13 protein-coding genes are annotated in these 24,100 nt (G+C 75.1%); 2 read left to right on the top strand and 11 right to left on the bottom strand.

Going from position 1 to position 24,100, the window contains the following annotated elements:
* Positions 1 to 56: 56 nt before the first annotated feature.
* A complete protein-coding gene (locus EIW28_RS09430; RefSeq protein WP_125247427.1) occupies positions 57 to 1,079 on the top strand; it encodes a COX15/CtaA family protein in 1,023 nt (340 codons plus the stop codon).
* A gap of 19 nt (positions 1,080 to 1,098) precedes the next feature.
* On the opposite strand, the gene EIW28_RS09425 is transcribed toward EIW28_RS09430, so the two are convergent.
* Both EIW28_RS09425 and EIW28_RS09420 read right to left on the bottom strand, forming a co-directional pair.
* Complete coding sequence (locus EIW28_RS09425) at positions 1,099 to 1,494, bottom strand: type II toxin-antitoxin system VapC family toxin (protein ID WP_125247426.1); 396 nt, start codon at positions 1,492 to 1,494, stop codon at positions 1,099 to 1,101.
* Positions 1,491 to 1,718, bottom strand: a complete 228-nt coding sequence (locus EIW28_RS09420) for a FitA-like ribbon-helix-helix domain-containing protein (protein WP_125247425.1) — start codon at positions 1,716 to 1,718, stop codon at positions 1,491 to 1,493. The genes EIW28_RS09425 and EIW28_RS09420 overlap by 4 nt, the downstream gene beginning before the upstream one ends.
* 177 nt (positions 1,719 to 1,895) lie before the next feature.
* Between EIW28_RS09420 and EIW28_RS09415 the strand changes: the two genes are divergently transcribed.
* On the top strand, positions 1,896 to 2,849 hold the full coding sequence (locus tag EIW28_RS09415; protein WP_197717164.1) for an ADP-ribosylglycohydrolase family protein: 954 nt from the start codon (positions 1,896 to 1,898) through the stop codon (positions 2,847 to 2,849).
* Here EIW28_RS09415 and EIW28_RS09410 read toward each other — a convergent pair.
* From EIW28_RS09410 to EIW28_RS09370, 9 genes are all read right to left on the bottom strand, one after another.
* Complete coding sequence (locus tag EIW28_RS09410) at positions 2,846 to 3,979, bottom strand: NAD(P)-dependent malic enzyme (RefSeq protein ID WP_408612203.1); 1,134 nt, start codon at positions 3,977 to 3,979, stop codon at positions 2,846 to 2,848. The two genes, EIW28_RS09415 and EIW28_RS09410, sit on opposite strands and share 4 nt — an antisense overlap.
* Before the next feature lie 123 nt (positions 3,980 to 4,102).
* Positions 4,103 to 6,046, bottom strand: a complete 1,944-nt coding sequence (locus EIW28_RS25365) for a hypothetical protein (RefSeq protein ID WP_158630346.1) — start codon at positions 6,044 to 6,046, stop codon at positions 4,103 to 4,105.
* Positions 6,047 to 6,097: 51 nt separating this feature from the next.
* A complete protein-coding gene (locus tag EIW28_RS09400; RefSeq protein WP_125247422.1) occupies positions 6,098 to 7,240 on the bottom strand; it encodes a VWA domain-containing protein in 1,143 nt (380 codons plus the stop codon).
* Entirely contained in the window at positions 7,237 to 9,507 is a 2,271-nt protein-coding gene (locus EIW28_RS09395; protein ID WP_125247421.1) for a DUF5682 family protein, read from the bottom strand. Before EIW28_RS09395 ends, EIW28_RS09400 begins: the two co-directional genes overlap by 4 nt.
* Positions 9,504 to 10,592 (bottom strand): ATP-binding protein, encoded by a 1,089-nt coding sequence (locus tag EIW28_RS09390; protein ID WP_125247420.1) that lies wholly within the window; start codon positions 10,590 to 10,592, stop codon positions 9,504 to 9,506. Before EIW28_RS09390 ends, EIW28_RS09395 begins: the two co-directional genes overlap by 4 nt.
* A gap of 10 nt (positions 10,593 to 10,602) precedes the next feature.
* The gene (locus EIW28_RS09385; protein ID WP_158630345.1) at positions 10,603 to 13,830 is read right to left on the bottom strand and encodes a DUF4132 domain-containing protein; all 3,228 of its coding nucleotides are present in this window, start codon (positions 13,828 to 13,830) and stop codon (positions 10,603 to 10,605) included.
* 226 nt (positions 13,831 to 14,056) lie between these two features.
* Entirely contained in the window at positions 14,057 to 17,344 is a 3,288-nt protein-coding gene (locus EIW28_RS09380) for a DUF4132 domain-containing protein (protein WP_125247418.1), read from the bottom strand.
* An 18-nt stretch (positions 17,345 to 17,362) separates the two neighbouring features.
* A complete protein-coding gene (locus EIW28_RS09375; RefSeq protein ID WP_125247417.1) occupies positions 17,363 to 20,677 on the bottom strand; it encodes a DUF4132 domain-containing protein in 3,315 nt (1,104 codons plus the stop codon).
* Between the two features lie 70 nt (positions 20,678 to 20,747).
* The gene (locus EIW28_RS09370; protein WP_125247416.1) at positions 20,748 to 24,032 is read right to left on the bottom strand and encodes a DUF4132 domain-containing protein; all 3,285 of its coding nucleotides are present in this window, start codon (positions 24,030 to 24,032) and stop codon (positions 20,748 to 20,750) included.
* Between the last annotated feature and the right edge of the window lie 68 nt (positions 24,033 to 24,100).

The following is a 24,100-nucleotide window of genomic DNA, read 5'->3' as shown; positions in this document are numbered from 1 at the left end:
CCACACCTGCGGACCCGGGCGGAGGCCGCCCGTGCGCTGCGGGTTAGGTTCGCCGGGTGAACCTGTTGCAGCGGTGGTTCAGCAAGCCGGGCGCAGTGCGCCGGTGGGCGCTGGCCAGTGTGATCGCGAACGTCGGCATCATCGTGACCGGCGGCGCGGTGCGCCTGACCGAGTCGGGGCTGGGCTGCCCGGAGTGGCCCAAGTGCACGGCGGACTCGCTGGTGGCGACCCCGGAGATGGGGATCTACGGGGCGATCGAGTTCGGGAACCGGGTGCTGACCGGCGTGCTCATCGCGGTGGCGCTCGGGGCGCTGGCGGCCGCGTGGCTGCGGGTGCCGCGGCGCGCGTCGCTGGTGAGGCTGGCGTTCGGCGCGTGCCTGTACGTGCCGGTCCAGGCCGTCATCGGCGGGATCACGGTGTGGACGGGCCTGAACCCGTGGGTGGTGGGCCTGCACTTCCTGGCGTCGATCCCGCTCGTGGCGCTCTCGGTGGCGCTGTACGTGCGCTCGGGCGAGCCGGACGGCGAGGTCGTGCCGCTGGTCCCGCGCGCGGTGGTGCTGCTGGGCCGCGGCCTGGTGGGGGTGGCGTTCGCGGTGATCGTGCTCGGCGTGGTCGTCACCGGCTCGGGCCCGCACGCGGGCGACGCCGACACGCCGCGCAACGGCCTCGACCCGGCCCTGATGTCGCAGCTGCACGCCGATCTGGTGTGGCTCCTGCTCGGCATGACGGTGGCCCTGATCGCGGCCCTGCACGCCGTCAAGGCCCCCGAGGCCGCGATCCGCACGGCGTACGCGCTGCTCGCGGTCGAGCTGCTCCAGGGCGTCATCGGCTACACGCAGTACTACCTCGACCTGCCGGAGCTGCTGGTCGGCCTGCACATGCTCGGCGCCGGGGTCCTGTGGGTGGCCGCGGTCGCGGTGCCGTTCAGCCTCCGCCGGCGGGAGCCGAGCGCGGACGCGGTGCCGCTCCACTACGAGATCCACGGCGAGCGCGAGGGCGACCGCATCGTGGAGCGCGATGAATCTGCGGAGCGCGAGGACGCCGCGGAGCGGGAGCCCGTGGAGGAGCCGGCCTCCTGACGGGCGACCTCGGTCGGCTCTAGCCGGGTACGAGTTCGACGTGCGCGTGGTGTGCGCCGAGCAGCTTCGCGTCACCGGTGAGCAGGGGCGCTCCGAGCAGTTCTGCGAGCGCGATGTACGAGGCGTCGTAGACGGTGAAGTTGTGTCGCAGTGCCCAGGCGCGGTCGGCCGTGGCGGAGCCGGGGTAGCGCCGGATCGGCAGGTCCGCGAAATCGGTGCGCGCCGAATCCGCGTCGGCCTCGGTGATCTTGCCGCCGATCAGCAGGCCGCGCAATGCGTGGCCGAACTCGTAGTCGATGAGGTTCGGGGCATGGAGTGTCCGGGGGGCCGAGAGTCGGCGCCGCAACAGATCGTTGCCGTTGCCTTCGAGCAGGACGTAGATGATGAGCGAGTTGTCGACGACGAGCTCGTTCACAGGTCGCGGCCCTCGCGGGTCGCCGCCACGATGTCCGCCATCGAAACCCCGGATGTGCGGCGCGACGCTCGTGCGAGCACTTCGGCGACGGTCGGGCTGGCCGCGGCCTCGACTACCATGCGGCGCAGGTAGGCCTGGAGGCTCATGCCTTCGGCCGCCGCCCGTACACGGATCACGTCGAGCGACTCGTCGGGGATGTCACGGATCTGCACGGCCTTGGTCATGGCCTCATGATAGCGAATTGCACCCACAGCCACCAGAATACAATCAGCGGCCCCGGGATTCCGGATTCTCGCACCGAGCGCGTGTCGCGTTCGGTTTCGGGGCCCCGCAACCGGTCCGAGGCCTCCCAGGACGCGGCGGTGAGGGGTGCGGCGGCATGGACGCCATACAATCCCGGCGTGACACAAGCGCTCTCGCGGCACGACCGCGTCCTCGGCTGCCTCATCGGCGGGGCGGTCGGCGACGCCCTCGGGTACCAGGTCGAGTTCGACGCCTGGCGGTTCATCGAGGAGGAGTGGGGGCCCGGCGGGGTCACCGAGATGCGGTACAACCGCGTCTCCGACGACACCCAGATGACCCTGTTCACCGCCGAGGGCCTGCTGCTCGCGCCGCCCGGCGGCGAGGTCGAGTCCGTGCGCCAGGCGTACCTGCGCTGGCTGGAGACGCAGCGGGAGCCCATGCCGCCCTTGGCGTCCGAAGGGCTGGCGGCGCAGCCGTGGCTGTACGCGCGCCGCGCGCCCGGGAACGCCTGCATCACCGGCCTCGCCCACGGGGCGCGCCCGGGCGTCAACCCGAACTCGAAGGGCTGCGGCACCGTCATGCGCTCGGCTCCGTTCGGGCTGCGCCACTCCCCCGCCGAGGCGTACGACCTGGCCGAGCGCTGCTCGGCCCTGACGCACGGGCACCCGACCGCGGGGGCCTCGGCCGGGGCGTTCGCGATGATCGTGTCGCACTTGATGAACGGCGAGACGCCGCAGCGGGCGGTCTCGGAGACGCTGCTGCACCTGCGCCGCGACCGGTCGCGCGCCGAGACCGCCGACGCGCTCCAGCACGCGTTCGCGCGGGCCGGGAACGTGCCGCCCGGGCCGAACACGTGCGCCCCGCTCGGGGAGGGCTGGGTCGCCGAGGAGGCGCTCGCGATCGCGGTGTACTGCCTGCTCGGCACCGACGACGTGCGGGCCGGGCTGGTGGCCGCGGTCAGCCACGGCGGCGACTCGGACTCGACCGGGGCGATCCTCGGGAACCTCTACGGGGCCGCGTACGGCCACGCGGCCCTCCCCCGGGAGTGGTCCTCCCAGGTCGAGGGCCGCGAGCTGATCACGGCGCTGGCGAAGCTCCTCGCCGAGTCCTAGGACGCGGCCTTGACGGCGGCGGCGACCGCCGGGGCGACGCGCGGGTCGAGCGGCGAGGGCACGATGCGGTCGGCGGCGAGGTCGTCGGCCGCGATGTCGGCGATGGCCTGGGCGGCGGCGAGCTTCATGGCCTCGGTGATCTGCGGGGCCCCGGCGTCGAGGGCGCCGCGGAAGATCCCGGGGAACGCCAGGACGTTGTTGATCTGGTTCGGGTAGTCGCTGCGGCCGGTCGCCACGATCGCGGCGTGCCGGTGCGCGACCTCGGGGTCGACCTCCGGGGTCGGGTTCGCGAGGGCGAACACGATCGCGTCCGGCGCCATGCCGGCGAGCGCGGACTCGGGGATCGAGCCGCCGGAGACGCCGACGAGGACGTCGGCGCCGCGCAGGGCCTCGGTGACGTCGCCGCGGCGGCCGGCGCGGTTGGTGGAGGCGGCGAGGCGGGCCTTCACGGCGTTCAGGCGGCCGCGTCCTTCGTGGATGATCCCGGTGGAGTCGCAGACGACGACGTCGCCGACGCCGGCCTCGGTGAGGATCTTCGTGATCGCGACGCCGGCGGCGCCGGCGCCCACGACGGTGACGGTGAGGTCCTCGGCGCGGCGGTCCTGGAGGCGCAGCGCGTTGGTGAGCGCGGCGAGGACGACGACGGCGGTGCCGTGCTGGTCGTCGTGGAACACCGGGATGTCGAGCATGGCCTTGAGGCGGTCCTCGATGTCGAAGCAGCGCGGCGCGGCGATGTCCTCGAGGTTGATGCCGCCGAAGGACGGCGCGATGGCCGCGACGGCGGCCACGATCTCGTCGGGGTCCTTGGTGTCGAGGCAGATCGGGACGGCGTCGACGTCGGCGAACTGGCGGAAGAGGGCGGCCTTGCCCTCCATGACCGGCAGCGAGGCGGCCGGGCCGATGTCGCCGAGGCCGAGGACGGCGGTGCCGTCGGTGACCACGGCGACGACGTTCGAGCGCCAGGTGTGCGTGCGGGCCAGGGACTCGTCGGCGGCGATGGCCTCGCAGACCCGGGCCACGCCGGGCGTGTAGGCGACCGAGAGGTCCTCGCGGCTGTCGAGGGGGACGGTGGTCGAGGTGCGGAGTTTGCCGCCGCGGTGGGCGAGGAAGATCGGGTCTTGCAGGTCCACGGTCTGAGATGGCACGGAAAGCCTCATTGCTTCGTTGCGAAACGCCGGAACTGCGGAAGGGACGGATGGGCCCCGTGGTGTCCGAGTGGCGTGAGTTGTGGCTGGGGATCTCCCGAGATCGGACTAGTGTAGCTCAGCGGTGACCAGCATCCGGACGGCGGCGGCCGTCCACGCCGCGCCCTTGGCGGCCTCGTCCTCATCGCCCAACGCTTTGGACAGGTGCACGAAATCCGTTGCGGCCCTCTGAAGGCCGACCTTGTTCAGCGCGGCGGCGGCGGCCTCGACGCGGACCCGGGAGGGCTCGCGGGAGCGGCGCAGGCCCTGGTGCGCCAGGTCCGCGCACACCGCGATCGCCTCCTCGATGACGGCCGAGACGGGCTCGGAGGCGGCGGCGTCCCCGGCGGCGGCGAGGTCCGCGGAGTCGTCGCCGGGCGCGAGGTCCGGGACGACCGGGCCGTCGGCGGTGAGGATCGCCGTCGGCTCGACGATGAGGCGGCCGCGGTGGCGGTGGACGTGCCCGGCGACGGCGAGCGGCCCGGCGGCGAGCGCGGCCTCGGCGGCCTCCAGCGCGCCGGGCGCGGCCGAGGTGTGGCCGATCCGGACGATCGCCGAGCCGCCGTCGGTCCCGGCGACCAGGGCGTGAAGGCGCTGGGAGGCCGGGTCGTAGCCGAGGAGCTCGGTCTCGGCGACCGCGAGGACGCGCAGGGACTCGGCGGCCACGCGCGGGCGCACGAGCGCGGGCGGGCGCTCGGCGAGCTCCGCGGCCAGCGCGTCGAGGTCGGTGGCGCGCAAGGAGGACGGCAGGTCGTTCCAGGCCAGGCCGAGCGGGAGGACCTGGGTCTTGGCGAGGCGGCCGGTGCCGAGCTTGAGGGCGCGGGCGGCGGTGCGGGTGGCGGCCTCGGTGACGGTGTTGCCGGCCGCGAGGGATCCGATGCGGCAGCCGGCGAGGCGGCGGGCGGCGACGTCGGCCCCGGTGAGGGTCTCGCCTTCGGGGATCGTCCAGTCGCGCTTGATGGAGAGGACCATGCCGGTCTCGGGCTGGGCGAGGTAGAGCTCGAGGGTGCGGCGGTCGCCCTCGGTGCCGACGCGGGCGCCGAGGCCGGTGAGGCGCACGAGGGTCAGCGGGGTCGCGTCGGCCTCCTCGCTGCCGAGGACGTGCGCGGCGGGCGTGCCCTGCGGGTGGGCGGCGGCGCGGGCGCGGGCGGGGATCTCGGCGAGGAGGACGGCGAGGCGGTGCGGGTCGTAGGCGGCGGAGCGGTCCTCGTAGCGCTGGAGCTGGTCGATGAGGTCGTTCACGGCGCCGGCGGGCCAGTGGGCGCGGCGGCGGGTGAGGGCCTTGGCCTCGCGCTGGAGGGCGGCGCGCAGGACGGCGTCGGCGCCGGCGGCGCCGTCGAGGAGGACCTGGCGGGCGAGGGCGACGGACTCGGCGAGGGTCTCCTCGGGGTTCGCGCCGCCGACGCTGACGGTCGCCGCGTCGGGCCCGGCCTCGCGGAAGGCCCAGACGGCGAGGACGATCGCGGTGTCGCGGGCGGGGCCGGTGGCGTCGGTGTGGACGTAGCCGAGGCCGGGGACGAGGAAGCTGACGGTGGCGGCGGGCAGCTCGGCGGCGGCGGGCCGGTCGGGGCCGGGCCAGGTGAGGCGGGCGGTGTAGCCGGCCTTGCGGGTGGCCTCGGCGGCCTTGAGGGCGTGGGGGCCGAGGGCGGCGCGGAGCTCGTCGTCGGTGATGACCGCGGGCGTGGTGATCACGGGCTCGTCGGGGGCCGCCTCGGCCTCGGCCGCGGGGGCCGCGGCGGTGTGCTCGCGCTGGTAGGCGAGGACGGCGCCGACGCGGTGGCGGCACTTGCCGGCCGCGCCGCAGGTGCAGGTGGCGGTCTCGAGGCCGCCCGCGGCCGGGAGGACGGCGGTGGCGCCGTCGGGGAAGACGGCGGTGAGGGCGCCGTCGCCGTCGAGGCTGAGCTCGGGGGCGGTCCCGGCGTCGAGGTCCTTCGCGGCGCGCTTGACGAGGCCGCGGTTTGCAAGGGCCGCAAGGGCGTCCTGGGTCAGGGCGAGGAGGTCACTTCTGGACACGGTGGCTCCGGTTCGGGGAGGTGAGCGCGGCGGGCAGGGGGTGCGGGCCGCTCATGTGCCGAGCCTCTCCGCCACGAATTCGACCAGGTGGGAGGGCGTCATCGCGCCGATGTGGGCGCCGACGTCGGACATGCGCTTGGCGAGGTTGCGGTCGTAGGAGGGGTTGGCCTCCTCGTCCAGGGCCGCGAGGCCGAGGAACTGGGTGCCCTGCTCGCACAGCTGCTTGGTGGTGTGGACGAGGCGGGCCTCGCTGCCGCCCTCGTAGAAGTCGGTGATGAGCGCGACGATCGAGCGGCGCGGGTTCTCGATGAGGCCGGCCGCGTACTCGACGGCCCGGGCGATGTCGGTGCCGCCGCCGAGCTGGACCTTCATGAGCAGCTCCACCGGGTCGTCCACTTCGGAGGTCATGTCGACCACGTTGGTGTCGAACGCGACCAGGTGGGTCTTCAGGCCCGGGAGGGCGTACAGGCACGCGGCGGTGACGGCCGAGTGGATGACCGAGCTCGTCATCGACCCGGACTGGTCGACCAGGAGCACCAGCTGCCACTGCTCCAGGCGCTTGGAGGTGCGCGAGTGGAAGTGGGGGCGCTCGATCGCGACCTGGCGGTCCTCGGGCCGGTAGTGCTTCAGGTTGGCTTTGAGGGTGCGCTTGAGGTCGAAGTCGCGGGCGCGGCGGTGGAAGCTCGGCTTGCGCGAGCGGCTGCCGGTGAACACGGTGCGGACCTGCACGGAGAGCTTCTCGACCAGCTGGCGCACGACCTCCTCGACGATGCGCCGGGCGGCGGCGAGCACGGCCGGGTTCATCAGGTGCTTGGTTTGGAGCACGGCCTTGAGCAGGGCCGGGTTCGGTTCGATGCGGCCCAGGACCTCGGGGTCGGTGAGCACGTCGTTGATCTGGTAGCGCTCGATCGCGTCGCGTTCGAGGCGCTCGATCGTCTCCTTCGGGAACAGCCGGTGGATGGTGTCGAGCCAGTCCACGGTGGTCACGATGGAGTCGCCGTCGCCGCCGCTGCGGTCGTCGGAGTCGCCGCGGGCGCCGCCGCGGCGGACGTCGCGCTTGCCGAGGTCGTCGTCGCGGCCGTAGAGCCAGTCGAGGGCGGCGTCGCGGCCGGCGTTCTCCTGGCTGAGCCCGCCGGTGCTGCGCTCGGCGGCGGGGCCGAGGATGAGCCGCCAGCGTTCGAGGTCGGCGCTCATGCCGTCTCCGATCCGAATAGGAGGTTCTCGCGGCCCAGGACGAGGTCGACCCGGGCTTCGAGGGCGAGGGACGCCGCCACGGTCACCGGGTCGACGTCCAGGCGCTTGGTCAGGTCGGCCGCGTCGCCGCCGCCGCGGAGGGCGACGACCCGCTCCGCGATGAGGCCGCGCTCGCGCGGCGGGAACATCGCGAACGCGTGGCGCAGCGCGGGGAGCGCTTCGAGGAACTCGGCCTCGTTCAGGTCGCCGACGAGCTCGTCGACGGCGGCGATGACGCCCTCGTCCTCGGCCGCGACCTCCTCGCGGGCGAGGGAGAACAGGCCGGCGAGCCAGTCGCCGAGGCGCTCGGGGGCGGCCGCGCCCTCGGCCGCCGCGGCGGCGTCGGCGGGCGCGCCGAGCGCCCAGGCGAGGCCCAGGGCCGCGCCGCGCAGGTCCGGCGGGGCCTGCGGGTCGAGCGCGATCCGGTCGGCCGCGCCCGTCACGGTCCCGGCGGCCGGGGCCAGGCCCGGGGCGTGCCGCACGGCGTCGCGCAGGGCCACGAGCGCCCGCAGGCGGCCGGGCTCGGCCGGCCCGGGCGCGGCGTGGAGCCCCTCGGCGAGCCACAGGACGCGGTCGCAGCAGGCGGTGACGACCGAGCCGTACAGGTCGCTGCCGGCGGTGCCGAACAGGTGGTCGTGGCGCCACAGCGCGAGCGCGACCGCGAGGGCCTGGCCGACCGCGGCGAGGTCGCTCGACTCGGCCACGGCCGCCTCGACGGCCGCGCCGAGGCGGTCGGTCAGGTGCGCGCGCCCGCACAGGGCCGCGTCGAACAGGATGGCAGCCAAGGCTTCCAGGGCGCCGTCGCGGTCGAGGCGCTGCTCGAGGACGGTCTGGGCGGCGTCGCCGAGGGTCGCGCCGAGCGCGCCGGCCTCGATGAGCGCCGGGAGCCGGTCGTCGACCGGGCGCAGCGTCCAGTGCTCCTCGGCCGTGACGTCGGCGCCCGCGGCGGGCCCGTCGTCGCGGCGCACGCCGGGGACGGCGAGGAGCCGCAGGCAGTGGAGGACGCGGCTGCGCTCGAGGTCGCCCGGGCGGGCCAGGTCGAGGCGGAGCGTCCCGTCCTTGTCGAGGCCCAGGCGCTCCATCTCGGCCTGCGCGTCGGCCACGAGGGGCGGCGCGGGCGTGTCGGGGTGGAGCCAGCCGACCCGTTCGCCGGTGAGCGCCGCGGTCATCTCGACGACGACCGGATGCGTTCCGGCCGTGAGGGGCCCGCGCCGCGTCCACGGCAGCGGGCCCTCCAGGTCGTCGCTGACGAGGGCGCTGGCGAGGCCGTCGAGGAGGTCGGTGCGGCCCGGCACGGTGTGGCCGCGCAGGCGCGCGAGGCCGTCGGTGAGGGCGCGGGCGCCGATGAGGTCGGCGGTGGAGACGTGGAGTCCCTTGCCGCGCAGGCGGGTCGTGATGCGCTCCATGAGCGCGCCGGCCGCGACGGCGGGGCCGTCCTCCCACAGGCGCTGGTAGTACTCGGGCGAGGGCATCCCGGACTGGTAGCCCGCGAACGCGTCGAGGCGCTTGAACGAGTACGGGACGAGGAACCCGCCGACATCGGTGCCGTCCGGGGGCCGCGGGACCTCCGGGGCGGCCGGGCCGTCGGCCGCGGCGAGGCGGCGCAGCGCGGGCGCGTGGAAGCCGCCGCACACGACCAGGACGGGGCCCTCGTGCTCGGCGAGGGCCGCGCGGATCCACTGGGCCATATGGGCTTCGCGGGCGGTGTCGGCGCCGTTCGCGTCGGCCTCGCCGCGCACGAGGTCGAAGTAGTGGTCGAGGCGCTCGGCGAGCCCGTCCGGGTCGGCGTTCTCGACCAGGTGGTCCCACAGGGCGTCCTGGTTGTCGGCGCTGAAGGCGGCGCAGAGGCGGTCGGTGGCCTCGGTGTAGCGCCGCTCGGCGTCGGAGTAGCGGTTCTCGACCCCGTCGAAGGCGTCGTGCCAGGCGGGCAGGTCGATGAACCGCACCTGCGCGCCGGCGCGGCGGCCCTCGGTCAGCGCCGTCCACTCGGGAGAGTAGTCGCACAGCGGGGTCCACGAGCGACGCACGGCGGTGCCGGTGCTCGCGTACGAGTAGATCGCCACGGGCAGTTCGTGTTCGAGCGCGAGCTCGTCGAGCCGGTCGTTGAAGTCGGCCGGGCCCTCGATGAGCACGGCCGCGGGCCGCAGCTCCTCGATGCGCGCGGCGACGAGGCGGGCGCAGGCGGGCGAGTGGTGCCGCACCCCCTGGACGTGGAGGCGGTCGATCATCCCGGCAGCAGGTTCCGGGCCTGGTACAGCGACTGCCAGTGCGGGCCCTTGCGCTTGGGGGCCTTCTGCTCCAGGTAGCGGCGCAGGCGCGCGAGGTCCTCCGAGGAGTCCTTGGCGGCGGCGCCGGCCATGCAGTCGACGATGTCGCCGGCCTCGGCGACCCCGCCGCGCAGGTACCACGCCTTGATGCCGACGGCGTGCGCGACGGAGACGGCCTCGGCGGTGGACATGACGGCCTGGGGGCGGCCGCCGCCCGCGTCGCCGACGCGGAGGTCGCGGAAGACGCGGACGAGGACTTCGAGGACGTCGCGGGAGGGGGCCTGCGGGACGCCCGAGCGGGCCAGCGCGTTCGCGGCCTCGTGCTCGACGAGGTCGAGTTCGGTCTTGAAGTCGGCGATGGGGAAGACCGTCTCGAAGTTGAAGCGGCGCTTGAGGGCCGCGCTCATCTCGTTGACGCCGCGGTCGCGGGTGTTGGCGGTGGCGATGATGTTGAAGCCCTCGCGGGCGAAGACCATGGAGTCGCCTTCGAGCTCGGGGATGGCGAGCACGCGGTCGGAGAGCGGCGACAGGAGCGAGTCCTGGACTTCGAGGGGGCAGCGGGTGATCTCCTCGAAGCGGACGACGCGGCCTTCGGCCATGCCGCGCAGGAGGGGCGCGGGGACGAGCGCGCGCTGGGTGGGGCCCTCGGAGACGAGCAGGGAGTAGTTCCAGGAGTAGGCGATCTGGTCCTCGGTGGTGGAGGCGCCGCCCTGGATGGTGAGGGTGGAGTCGCCGGAGACGGCGGCGGCGATGAGCTCGGACAGCAGGGACTTGGCGGTGCCGGGCTCGCCGACGAGCATGAGGCCGCGGCTGGTGGCGAGGGTGACGAGGCCGCGGTCGATGAGGGAGGGGTCGCCGACGAACTTCTTGGCGATGCCGCGGGACTCGTCGCCGACGATGAAGGTGCGGGCGGCCTGGAGGCTCAGGGCCCAGCCGGGCGGGCGCGGGGCGTCGTCCTCGGCGGCGAGCTTGGCGAGCTCGTCGGCGTAGCGCTGCTCGGCGGGGGGCCGCTGGAGGCGCGGTTCGGCGGTTGCGGTGTCGCTCATGGGTTTCTTTCTAGCTGGTGCGGGTGTGGCCGGAGAGTCGGGCGAGGAGTTCGGCGGCGGCGACCGGGTCGATCGCGCGGCCGGGGAGCGGGCGGGCGTGCTTCGGGTGGCGGTTGCGGTTCGCCTGGAGCCGGACGGCGGTGACGGTGTGGACCAGGTCCGGGTCGGGGTCGGTGCGGTCGGGGGCGGGGGTCGCGTCGGCGAGGATCCAGCCGCCGGGGACGGGCCGCTGGAGGCGCCAGACCCAGGCGGCCGGCTCGTCGGCGGAGCGGTAGACCTGGGTCCAGCCGAGGCGTTCGTCGAGCTCGGCGTAGCGGGCCTGGAGGCCGTCGAAGCGGGTGAGGCGGCCGGTCTCGAGCTCGTCGGCGGTGAAGCGGAGTGCGGGGCGCGTGAGCTGGTCGAACGGCTGGATGACCTCGTAGTCGGCGAAGACCGCGGCCCAGGCGGCGGTGTCGTCGCCGAGGAGGCCGGGGTGGGCGAGGCGGATGGCGGCCGGGTCGGGCGCGAACTCGCGGTCCTCGACGTCGGCGAAGCCGCCGTCCTCGGCGATGCGGAACCCGGCGCCGCGGCTGTACCAGGCGAGGCGGCGAGTGAAGACGCCGGTGATGGGGTGGGCGTCGAGGACGCGGAGGTCGTCGAGGGTGAGGACGCGGCCGCCGAGCATGGCGTCGCGCAGGAGCTCGGCCTGCTCCTCGGCGGTGGTCTCGACGGTCTTGACGAGGGCCTTGTACCGGGCGGCCGCGGCTTTGGCGGCCGCGGCGTCGTCGCGGACGCCGGGTTTGGGGAGGGCCTTGCGGGGCCTGCCGTCGTCGTCGGTGAGCCGCGGGGTGAGGAGGCGGTCGAAGGTGAGGTGGAAGCGCCTGGGGCCGTAGTCGAACGCGAGTGGCCCGGGGACGCCGTGGTCGGGCAGGAGCCGGTCGGCGAGGCCCTCGTAGGTGAGGCCGCGCGCGGCGGCGATGCCGGCGGCGAGCTCGCGGGCGCGCTCGCTGGTGCCGTTGGCGTACTTGAAGGACCGCGAGATGTCGCGGAGCGCGGTGAAGGCGGCCTCGGTGCCGATGTGGGCGAGGACGTCGAGGCCGGTGAGGGCGCGGTCGTTCTGACTGCGGCCGGGCCAGGAGGCGACGAGCGGGCCGAGGACGGCGACGGTCTCGTCGTCGCCGAAGGCGCCCAGCTGGTCGACGGCCCACGAGTCCTTCGCGGGGGCCTCGGCGCGGAGCCACAGGTCGAACAGCGCCAGCGAGAAGCGGCGCAGCGACGCGGGGTCGCAGTGGGCGGCGAAGTCGTCGACGCCGGGGAACGGCAGGCGCGGCGTCCACAGGGCGAGGGCCGCGACGAGGTGGCGCACGGTGTCGGCGGGGAGGGCGAGTTCGTTGCCGCGCAGCATGACCGGCGGGAGCATCGCGGGGTCGGCCCAGGCGCCGGGGGTGACGGCGCCGGCGAGGGGGACGCGCGGGTCGGTGGCGAGGAGGGCCTCGACGCGGGCGAGGGCGGCGGGGCCGCTGGGGGCGGCGGCGTCGAGGACGGCGCGGTCGCCGAGGCGGCGGGCGAGGTGGCGCAGGGCGGCCTCGCCGCCGTCGCGCAGGCGCTTGTCCTCGCCGAGGGCGCACGGGACGAGGTAGGGCACGGCGTGCGCGCCGTGGTGGTCGAGCCAGTCGGCGGCGTGGACGCGCGCGGACTTGAGGCGCGCGAACCAGTCGGCGGCGAGCGCGGCGGCCGCAGCGCTGCGGATCGGCACGAGCGCGGACGCGTGCTTGGGGGCGTTGCGGAGCTTCTCGAGGACGAAGGCGGCTTCGGCGGCGCCGCCGCGGGCGAGGCGGCCGAGGAGGCGGTCGGCGAAGCCGATGCCGGTCTCGGCGTCGGTGAACCAGAAGGTGTCCTCGTCCCATTCGGCGAAGGCCGGTTCGACGGCCAGGGCCGCTTCCTGTGCGCCTGCGGGCCAGACGATCTCGACGCCCGCGGGGGCGTGCAGGCCGGGGACGGGGTCGAGGGGGCGGCGGCGACGGCGCTCGGCCCAGGGCGGTGCGGCGAGGGCGGCGGGGAGCTGCTCGGGGGCGGCGACGGCGGGGGCGGCCTCGGCGAGGAGCGCTTCGACGGCGGGCCTGGCGTCGGCGTCGAGTCCTTTGAGGACGTCGTCGAGGGGGACCTCGTCCTGGCGGAGGGCGCCGGCGAGGCGGAAGCGGTCGGCCGCGGGCAGGCCCGCGGCCTTGGCGGCGACGGCGCGCGCGAACCGGTGCGGGAAGCGCGCGGCGGCGGGCTTGACGGCGGCGAGGGCGCCGGGCTGCGCGGCCTGCTCGACCAGGAATTCGGCGGCCTCGTCGCTGGGGAGCAGTGAGATCGCACGGTACAGCAGGGTCCGCTGGCCGAGTTCGAGGCTCGCGCGCCCGAGGGTCTTGGCGAAGACGGGGAGGGCGGCGGCGCCGAGGTTGGCGGTGAGCTCGGCGACGAGCGCGGGGCGCACGTGGTGCTGGGCGAGGGCGGTGAGCCCGGAGGCGCGCAGGTGGTCCGCGCCGCTCATGGCGGACCAGACGGACCGCTGCACGTCGGCGTTCCCCATGAGGCCGTTGGGGGCGTAGGCGGTGCGGTCCTCGCAGGCGGCGGCCACCCAGTCGCGCTCGTCGGGCAGCAGCATCGCGGCGGCGATGCGCTTGAGGGGCGTGTCGCGGTGCGCGGCGGCGGCCGCGACGATCCGGCGGTACTCGTCGTCGTCCGCGGCGGCGACGAGGCCGCGCGCGAGCGGGAGGACGCCCGCGGGGTCGGACCAGACCACCAGCCATTTGAGGGTGGAGAAGCCGCCGGGGCCGACGGTGGGGATGCCGTCGGGACCCCAGCCGTTCGAGCTGCCCCAGTGGGTGTCGATCTCCAGCTCCTCGATGGCGGCGGCGACGGCGAAGGGGAGGCCGTGGTCGGCCACGACGGCGGCGAACAGCTCGCGGTTGGCGGCGGCGTGCTCGCCGCCGCTGTTGAACAGGCAGCCGCTGTAGGGCTTGGCGTAGCGCATCAGGGTGAGGACGACGGCGGCGCCGAGCGGGCTCGGCTCGCCGTTCAGGTGCGCGAGCCCGGCCCGGCCGAGGTCCGGGGCGCACTCGGGCAGTTCGAGAGCCGCGACGAGGTCGGCGCGCCGGGAGGCGGCGACCGCGGCCGCGTTCCGGGACGCCTCGGCGAGGTCCGGAGGGGTGGTGCGGTCGGCGCTGTCGATTCCGGGACGGCCGTTTCGAGCAGGACCGCCGGCTCGGGCCACATCGTCTCGGACCGCACCGTCCGGCTCGACCGGAATGCCCGTTCCGCGCCCGCGCCGCGGGAGCAGCCACGCCGTCCACTCCGCAGGAAGGATCAACTGATCTTCTTGCGCTGCAACGGCTTCGGTCATCTCGGTCCTTCACGGGGCGGGAGGCTCCCCCAGATCATAGAGTCCGGGTGCGACATCCCGCCCCGCTGCGGTCCTCGAACGACGCGGAGCGCCGGGGCTACTCCTTCGCGGTGACGCGGGTGAGGGCGGCCAGGACCTCGGAGGCGGTGACCGGGTCGATGTCCCTGGGGTGGTTGCCGTCCGCGGCGCGGCCGCTGCGGCTCCACCAGTAGTCCTCGGTGGCGGAGATGCGGACGCCGTCGAGGGTCTGGACCGGGTTCTCGGCGACCATGCCGACCCAGATGCCCGGGTCGAGGGCGACGGTGACGTACCCGCCCCCGGGGAGCGGGAAGTACATGCCGGGCTCGACGCCGCCGTCCTCGGGCGAGGAGCGGAACCAGCCGCGGCTGGTGAGGCCGAGGAGCTTGCCGACCTCGACCTTCGCGCCGGTGAAACGCTCGATGACGCCCGTCTCCAGTTCCTCGGGGGTGAAGGCGAGGACGGGCCGGGCGAGCTGGTCGAAGGGCTGGAGGATCTCGTAGTCGGCGAACAGCTCGGCCCACTCGGCGGCCTTGTCCCCCATGCGGACCGGGTGGTCGAGGCGGATGACGGCGCCGTCGGGGAGGTCGTAGGCGTCGTCGTTCGCGTCGGTGTAGGTGCGGTCCTCGGCGACGCGGAAGCCCTGCTGCGCGTCCCCTACGGCCGCCGACCAGACGAGGCGGCGGGTGAGGTGCCAGGTGAGCGGGTGGCGCACGTAGTAGCGCTCGAACTCGTCCTTGGTCCAGGTGCGGCCGTTGATCATCGCGGCCTCGAGGCGCTGGACCTGGTCGGCGGCGACGGCCCGCAGCTCCTTCTTGAGGGCGGCGAAGCGCTTGTAGGCGGCGCCGGCGGTCTCGGGGTCGTCCTTCGCGCCGGGCTTCGGCAGGCTCTTGCGGGGCTTGCCGGTGTCGTCCCTGACGAACGGCTTGAGCTGCTCGTCGAAGGCGACGGTGAAGGAGCGGGGCCCGTAGTCGAGGACGAGGGCGCCGTCCTCGCCCAGGCCGAAGTCCGGGAGGAGGCGGTCGGCGAGCTGCTCGCGGGTGAGGCCGAGCTCGGCGGCGATCGCGTTGATCTGGACCCGGGCCTCCTCCTTGAGCGCCTTGAACTTCACCTTCTCGGCGATGCCCTGGATGGCGCGCAGGGCCGCCTCGGAGCCGATCGCGCCGAGGACGCCGAGCCCGGTGACGGCCCGCTTGTGCTGGGACTGGCCGGGCCATTCGCGCACGAGCGGGGCGAGCAGGCGCACGGTGTCGTCGTCGGCGAAGTGCGCGAGCTGGGTGAGCGCCCAGCCGTCCTTCGCGGGCGACCCCATGGAGAGCCACAGCTGGAACAGGGCGCGGCTGAAGCGGGTGAGGGACCCGCGGTCGAGCGCGTCGGCGGCGACGTCGAGGCCGGCGTACGGGTAGTCGGGGGTGGCGAGGGCGAGGACGGTGATGAGGTGGCGCACCGAGTCGGCCGGGAGCGCGTGCGCCCCGTCCGCGGTGCGGACCTCGGGGAGCATGACCGGGTTGGCCCACGCGCCGGGCTTGGGGAGCTTGACGCCGCGGGGTTCGAGGGGGTCGCCGGCGAGGAGTTCGGCGATCGCCTGGGCCGCTTCGGGGCCGTACCGTCCGGCCGCCTCGGTGACGGCCTCGGCGCCGGTGCGGAGCGCGATGGCCCACAGGGCGCCTTCGGCGTTGGAGCGGCGCTGCTTGTCGGCGCCGAGGGCGTCCGGGACGAGCAGGGCGGCGCCGTCGGCGCCGTGGCGCTCGAACCAGGCGACGGCGCTCGCGCGGGCGGTCTTGAGGCGGGCGTACCAGTCGGCGGCGAGCCGGGCGGCCTCGACGCTGCGGATCGGCACCAGGGTCTCGTGGAGGGGCGGGTTGGCGCGCAGCGCGATCACGATCTTCTCGGCGGCCAGGGGCCCGAAGCGGCTGAGGACGGTCTTGAGGTCGCCGTGGGAGTAGTGGCTGTAGCCGCCGCTCCACTGCTGGAGGCCGCGCAGGGCGTACGAGGCGGGTGCGTAGGTGGCGACGATCGCCGAGTCGCGGCGGTGGCCCTTGGTGAGCATCAGCTCCCACTGGGAGTCGGTGTAGGTCCGGAAGTAGTCGTGCGCCGGCTTCGACCACGCCTCGGACTCGCCCGGAGCCCAGTGGACGGTCGGCTCCGCGTCCGCGGTGAGCGCGAGCGTCTGGGCTTTCCGCTTGGGGCCCTTGCGGGTCCACGGCGGGGCGGTGAGGATCGCGGGCAGCTGACCGGGGTCGGCGAGCGGGGTCGGTGAGGGCGCGAGGAGCGCGTCGACGGCCGCCCGGTCGCCGGCCGCGAGGGCGTCGCGGTGCTCGGCGGGGATGCCGGCGACGAGCGCGGTGAGGCGGGGGCGCAGTTCGGGCTCGATCCGCGCGGCCGCGGCGGCGGCGGTGCGCAGGACGCGGCGCGGGTAGTGCTCGGCGGCCAGGGTCGCGGCCTGGAACAGGTACTCCTCGCCGAGGCGGCCGACGAGGTGGGCGGCGGCCTCGTCGGTGGGCATGAGCGCGATCGCGTCGAGGAGGAGGTGGCGGAGGTCGGTGCCGGGCTGCTGCTGGAGGCTCGCGGTCGCGTAGGGCAGCGCCTCGCCGCCGAACGCGCGCAGCACGGTGCCGAGGAACCGGCGCGAGATCCCCCACTGGTCGAAGCGGGTGATGCCGGTGAGCGCGAGGTGCTCGATGCGGGTGACGGTGCACCACACGACCGCGTCGGCGTACCCGACGGCCTGGTACTCGCGGCAGGCCTCCTCGGCCCAGCCGGCCTCGTCGGGGAACAGGGCCATGGCGGTGAACCGCGCGGCCGGCGAGGTCCGGAGGGGCGCGACGGCGGCCACCGCCGCCGCGTAGTCCGCTTCGGACGCGTGCGCGAGGAGGCCGCGGAACGCGGCGAGGCCGTGCTCGATCTCCGAGCGGAGCGTGTGGAGCTCGGGGGGCGTGAGCCAGTGCATCCTGGTGTCGCGAATGGACCCCTTGTACCCGTACCAGGCGTGGAGGCCGAGCCGGTGGAGCGCGGCGGCGGCGGCGAACCCGAGGCCGTGCTCCTGGACCCACGCGTCGAGGTCGGGCCGGAGCCGGGAGATCTCGGTGTGCCCGGGCCGGGTCCTGGCGATGGCCGCGAGCACCGCGGCGCCTTCGGGGTCGGGGTCGCCGTCGAGGTGGCGCAGCGCCGCCGGCGCGAACGCCGGGTGCTGGGCGAGGACGTGGCGGATGTCGTCCTCGCAGGCGCGCAGGATCTCCGCGACCCGTTGGGGCGCTTCGGGGTCGAGCGCGACCGGTTCGCCGGGGTCGGTGCGGCGCGGCACGGGCATGGGGGCCCAGGCGGCGGGGAGGTCGAGGCGGTCCTCTCGGGAGGCGTCGTAGGTCATCGGTGGTTCCTTCGGGGATCAGGCGCGGACGAGGCGGGCGAGCGAGCCGAGGGCTTCGGCGGCGGCGACGGGGTCGATCGGGGCGGTCGGCGGGACGGGGTCGGCGCCGAAGGTCTCCCTGTCGCAGAAGCGGACCGAGGCGACGGTCTGCTCCGGGTGCTCGGCGGCGTATCCGAGCGAGATGCCGGGTGCGACCGAGAGGACGAGGAAGCAGCCGCTGCCGAGGAGGTACGTGCAGCCGGGGACGAGGCCGCCGTCGCCGGGCCAGGCGCGGTTCCAGCCGCGCTTGGCGAGGCCGAGGACGCGGCCGGTGGCGACGACGGCGCCGGTGAAGCGCTCGACGACGCCGGTCGCGAGCTCGGCCTCGGTGAACGCGTCGACGGGCCGGTCGAGCTGGTCGAAGGGCTGGAGGATCTCGTAGTCGGCGAGCACTTCGGCCCAGGCGCCGACCCGGTCGCCGAGGAGCGCGGGGTGGGCGAGGCGGACGGCGGCGTCCTCGGGGAGGTCGAACGCGTCGTCGTCGACGTCGGAGAAGGTGCCGTCCTCGGCGATGCGGAACTCGGTCGAGGCGCCGTCGTGCTCGGCGAGCCAGACGAGGCGGCGGGCGAGGAGGCCGGTGAGGGCGTGCTCGACGCAGTAGCGGCGGAACTCCCCCACGGCCCAGGAGCGGCCGGTGGTCATGGCCGACTCCAGGCGCGAGACCTGTTCGGCGGCAACGGATTTGAGTTCCTTGCGGAACGCCTGGAAGCGCCGGTGGGCGTCTTCGGCGACGACCGCGTCGTCCTTGACGCCGGGTCGGGGAAGGCTCTTGCGGGCCTTGCCGGACTCGTCGACGACGTAGGGCTTGAGCTGCTCGTCGAAGGCGACGGTGAACTTCCGCGGGCCGTAGTCGACGACGCGGGAGCCCTCCTCGCCGAGGCCGAAGTCGGGCACGAGGCGGTCGGCGAGCTGCTCGGCGGTGAGGCCCAGCTCCTTCCGGATGCGCTCGACCTGCTCGGTCGCCTCCCACATGAGGCCCTGGTAGTTCGATTTGCCGGCGGTGGTCTGGACGGCGCGCAGCGCCTCCTCGGTGCCGATCGCGCCGAGCACGCCGAGGGCGGTGACGGCGCGCTTGTGCTGGCCCTCGCCGGGCCATTCGCGCAGGCGCGCGGCGAGGAGCCACACGGTCTCGTCCTCGGGGAAGTGCGCGAGCTGCGTGAGCGCCCACTGGTCCTTCGCGGGCGCGCCGACGGCGAGCCACTGCTCGAAGACGGCGCGGCTGAAGCGGGCGAGGGAGGCCCGGTCGCAGGTCTCGGCGACGACGTCGAGCCCCGGGTAGGGGTAGTCGGGGGCGGCCAGCGCGAGGACGGTCAGGAGGTGGCGCACCGAGTCCTCCGGGAGCGCCCGGCCGCCGCCTTCGAGGAGGACCTGCGGGAACATCGCGGGCGCGGCCCACGGGCCGGGCTTGGGGACCGTGACGCCGCGCGGTTCGAGCGGGTCGCCGTCGAAGAACGCGGCGATCGCCCGGGCCGCTTCGGGCCCGTAGGGTTCGGCGGCGGCGACGACGGCGGGGGCGCCGTGGACCGTGGCGAGGTGGGCGAGCGCGGTCTCGGCGTGGCGGCGGTGCTTCCGGTCGGCGCCGAGGGCGTCGGGGACGAGCGCGGTGGCGGCGGCGAGGCCGTGGAGCGCGAACCAGGCGGCCGCGGCGGCGCGCTCGGTCTTGCGCCGGGCGTAGCGGCCGGCGACGAACCTGGCGGTGTCGGCGCTGAACATCGGGAGGACGAAGTCGGAGCAGCCCCAGCGCTCGGCGACGAGCAGGGCGGGGGCGATCGCGGCGGTGCCGTGGCGGTGGAGGATCGCCTCGACGTCGCTCGGGTAGGACTCGGCGGCGTGGGCGGCCCAGTCGGCGAACATGCGCTCGGCCACGCCGTCGGGGCCGTAGGCCGCGATCTGGGCGAGGCGGTAGTCGTACGCGTTCGAGGTGCGGTTCGCGGCGAACCGGGACCAGTCGGCGAGGACGCGGGGCTCCTGTTCGTAGGTCTCGCGCAGGCGCTGGGCGTGCGCGGTCTGCTCCTCGTCCCAGACCAACCGGTCCTCGGCGACCGGTTCGAGGTCGAGGACCACCGGTTTCGCCTTGCGGCGCTTGACAGTCCATGGTGGAGTGACGAGGAGGGGCGGGAGGTCGGCGGGGTCGGCGTCGGGGACGGGGCGCAGGGCGGCGGTGAGGCCCTCGATCGGGGCGCGCACGTCGGCGGGGACGCGGTCGAGGGGGCCGGCCGCGGCGGCGACGACGGCGAGGCGGCCGCGTTCGGCCGGGGAGGCGGGGCCGGCCGCGGCGGCGACGGCGCGCAGGACGGCCGCGGGGTGGCGGCGGGCGGCCTCGATCGCCCCGTCGAGGTAGAACGGCTTGTCGAGCCTGGCGACGAGGTGGGCGGCGGCCTCGTCGCCGGGGAGGAGCGCGATCGCCTTGATGAGCTGCCGCTGGACGGCGGCGCTGAGGTACCAGGGGCTCTCGAGGGTCGCGGCGAGGATCGGGAGGCTCGCGGCGCCGAGCGAGTCCACCAGGGCCGCGATGGACTCCAGTTCGAGTTCGTAGTAGCCGAGATCGGTCACCCCGGCGGCCGCGAGGTGGGCGGGGTCGCTGGCGCATTGGAGGAGGATGGGCTGGGTGGCGGTCGAGGCGTGGAGGCCCTGGGCCTCGGCGCAGACTTCAGCGACCCAGTCGGCCTGGTCCGGGAGGAGGAGCGCGGCGGCGAAGCGCTTCGCGGGGTGGTCGCGGTGCTCGGCGGCGGCCGCGACGACGGCGGCGTACTCCTCGTCGGAGGCGGCGGCGAGGAGCGCGCGCAGCTCGGCGACGACGCCGTTGGCGAGGTCGCCCTCGACGGCCCGGCCCTCGTAGCCGAGCGGGGGCGTGAGCTGGAGGTGTTCGAGCGGGGGCCGTGCGCCGTCGGAGTGCCAGCCGCTGGTCTGGAGGGCGTACCGCTCGATCGCGGCGCGCACGGTCCAGGGCAGGCCGTGCGCCTTGACCCAGGCGTGGGTCTCGAGGCGGCTCCACCAGCCGGAGGTGTGCCCGCCGGCGTGGGCCAGGAGGGTGCCGACGGCGGCGGCGCCGCGGGGGTCGGGCGCTCCGGTGAGGAAGGCGTTGATCGAATCCCGATAGGGCCGGTTCTTCTTCATGCGCAGGAGCTGCGGGACGAGTTCGGCGTGGAGCTCCAGCTGCTCGGCGAGGAGGTCGGGGGCGTCGGGGTCGATCGCGACGGGCTCCCCGGTGCGGCTCCCGCGGCGCGGCAGGAGCTTCGCGGCCCAGGCCGCCGGGAGTTCGAGGCGGTCTTCTTGCGGCGCTTGTGCAGACATACCGGTCTTTCCAGGGTGGGGGGTGCCGCCCCGAGGATACGGCCCCGGGGCGACCCCGCGCGTGAGCGGTTTACGAACGTCCGGTGAGGCGGGCCAGGGAGCCGAGCGCCTCGGCGGCGGCGACCTCGTCGAGGTCCTTGGGGTACTTGCGGTTCGGGTACTCCTCCGGGCGCCACCAGTACTGCTCGTGCTCGGTGAGCTGGACGCTCCGGACGGTCTGCTCGGGGGACTCGCCGACGGCGCCGACGTACACGCCCGGGTCGAGCGCGACGGTGACGTAGCCGCCGCCGGGCAGCGCGTAGGCGATGCCGGGCTCGACGCCGCCGTCCTCGGGCGCGGCGCGCCGCCAGCCGCGCTTGACCATGCCGAGGACGCGGCCGACGTCCACGGTGGCCCCTTCGAAGCGGGTGAGGCGGCCGGTCGCCAGCTCCTCCTCGGTGAAGGCCAGGACGGGGCGGTCGAGCTGGTCGAACGGCTGGAGGATCTCGTAGTCGGCGAGGATCTCGGCCCAGGCGCGCACCTGCTCCTCGCCGAGGAGGGCGGGGTGGGCGACGCGCACGGCGGCGTCGGCGGGCAGGTCCAGGGCCTCGTCCTCGACGTCGCTGAAGGTGCCGTCCTCGGCGATGCGGAAGCCGAGGCGGTCCCCTCCGGACTCGGCGAGCCACACGAGGCGGCGCGCGAGGTGCCGGGTGAGGGCGTGCTCCACGAAGTAGCGCCGGAACTCCTCCGCCGTCCAGGTGCGGCCGCCGGTCATGGCCGCCTCGAGGCGGGAGATCTGGTCGGCGGCGACGGCCCGCAGCTCCTTCTTCAGGGCGGTGAACCGCTGGTACGCGGCGGGGGCGAGGTCTGGGTCGTCCTTCGCGCCGGGCTTGGGGAGGGTCTTGCGGGGCTTGCCGGTCTCGTCGGTGACGAACGGCTTGAGGGCCTCGTCGAAGGCGACGGTGAACCGGCGCGGCCCGTAGTCGAGGACGAGCGCGGCGTCCTCGCCGAGGCCGAAGTCGGGCACGAGCCGGTCGGCGAGCTGGTCGCGCGACAGGCCCTGGTCGGCGGCGATGCGGGCGATCTGGCGGCCCGCCTCGTCCTTGAGCGCCTTGAACTTCACGCGGTCGGCGATGGTCTGGATCGCGCGCAGCGCCTCGTCGGAGCCGATCGCGCCGAGCACGCCCAGGCCGGCGACGGCCCGCTTGTGCTGCGACTCGCCGGGCCACTCGCGGATGAGCGGGGCGAGCATCCACACCGTCTCGTCCGCGGCGAAGTGGGCGAGCTGGGTGAGCGCCCACGCGTCCTTCGCGGGCGCGCCGACCGAGAGCCACAGCTGGAACAGGGCGCGGCCGAAGCGGGTGAGCGAGGCCCGGTCGCAGGCCGCGGCGACGACGTCGAGGCCCGGGTACGGGTACTCGGGGGTCGCCAGCGCGAGCACGGTGAGGAGGTGGCGCACGGACTCGGCGGGCAGAGCGCGCTCGCCGCCTTCCAGCAGGACCTGCGGGAGCAGGGCCGGGGAGGCCCAGGGGCCGGGCTTGGGGACCTTGACGCCGCGCGGTTCGAGCGGGTCGCCGGCGAGGAGGCCGGCGATCGCGGCGGCGGCTTCGGGCCCGTGGGGCTCGGCCGCGGCGGCGACCTGGTCGGCGCCGTGCCGCAGGGCGAGGTGCAGGAGGGCGGTCTCGGCGTACCGCCGCCGCTTCTTGTCGGTGCCGAGGGCGTCGGGGACGAGGTAGGGGACGGCGGCGAGGCCGTGGCGTTCGAACCACTTGGCGGCCGAGGCGCGGGTGGACTTGAGCCGGTCGAGGCGTTCGGCGGCGAGGCGGGCGGCGTCGAGGCCGAGGACGGGACCGGGGAGGCGCAGGAAGGCGGCGTCGCGGCGGGCGGCGGCGACGGCGCAGGGCACGGCGCGCTCGCCGTAGCGGGCGACGATCCGCAGGATGGTGTGCTCGTAGCCGTTGTAGTCGTGTTCGAGCCACTTGTCGAGGTAGGGCTCGGCCCGCTCGGGGTCGCCGAAGGCGAGGAAGGACTGGATGCGCCAGTGGTCGGCTTCGAGGCCGGACAGGTCGCCGAAGTCGTCCTCGTCGTAGTCCCAGTATTCGCGCAGGCCGCCCCATTCCTCGCGCTCGCCCGGGGCCCAGTGGAGCTCGACGCCTTCAGGGGCGGTCAGCCCGTCGAGGACGACGGGGGTGCGCTTGGCGCGCCTGCCGGTCCAGGGCGGGGAGACGAGGAGGGCGGGGAGTTCGGCGGGGTCGGCCTCGGGGGCGCGGCCGCTGCCGGCGAGGAGGGCGTCGAGGGCTTCGCGGTCGGGCCCGTCGAGGCGGTCGCGCTCGGCGTCGCCGATGAGGCCGGCGACGGCGGTGAGCCGCTGGCGGTCGTCGCCCGTGGCGGTGGCGGCGCGCTTGAGGAGGACGCGGAGGGCGCGCTGGGGGAAGCGCCCGGCGGCGTCGGCGGCGGACTCGAAGATGTGGGCGTCGCCGAGGTGCCCGAGCAGGTAGGCCATCGCGTCGTCGCTGGGGAGCAGGGCGATGCCCTTGTAGAGGAGCTTCTTGAACTCGGCGGGGAGGTGGCCGGGCTGGGCGAGGGGGGCGGTGAGGATCGGGAGGGCGGCGGGGCCGAGGTTGGCGACGAGGGAGGCGACGGTGCCGGCGTCGGTGTAGTACTCGTTGAGGACGCCGACCTGGGTGGCCTGGAACTGCTCGACGCTGGTGACCGAGTGCAGGAAGAGGCGGTCGGACCAGCCGTAGGAGCGCAGCTGCGCGTAGTCGGCCACGGCCTCGTCGACCCAGGCGGTCTCGTCGGGGAGCACGATCGCGGCGGCGATGCGCTTGATGGGGGTGTCGCGCAGCGGGGCGGTGAGGGCGACGGCCTCGGCGTAGGCGTCGTCGGGGAGGCCGGCGACGAGGGAGCGGACGGCGGCGAGGGCGCCCTGCTCGTATTCGTGCACGAGGGGGCTGTTGTAGTGGACGTCGTTCTCGACGATGACGCGCTGCTCGTAGTCGTTGCCGCGGTGGTATTCGTGGCGCACGGCGAGGCGCGCGACGACGGCGGCGACGGCGAAGGGGGCGCCGTGCATGCCGATCCAGGCGTCGAATTCGGGGCGGATCCAGGACTGGTCGTGCCGGCTGTGGACGTCGCACATGAGGGCGGCGACGGCGGCGGCGCCGAGCGGGTCGGCCTTGCCGGCGATGAAGTCCTCGGCCGCGTCGGCGTAGGGGGCGTTCTCCTCGCGGGCGAGGGCGAGGCGGATCTTGCCGGTGCGGCCGTCGATCTTGCGGCGCAGCCGCTCGGCCGCGTCCTCCTCCGGGACGAACGGCCTGCCGCCGCGGCCCCGGCGGGCGAGCGCGCGGTTGGCCCAGGCGGTCGGCAGGATCAATTGGTCTTCTTGGGGTGCAACGGGTTCAGTCATTCTCGTCCTTCGGCCGGGCGGGGATTCACGCTCCT

The organism is Glycomyces terrestris, assembly GCF_003933745.1.
Lineage (GTDB): Bacteria > Actinomycetota > Actinomycetes > Mycobacteriales > Micromonosporaceae > Glycomyces > Glycomyces terrestris.
This window is presented reverse-complemented; position numbering and strand designations above follow the sequence as displayed.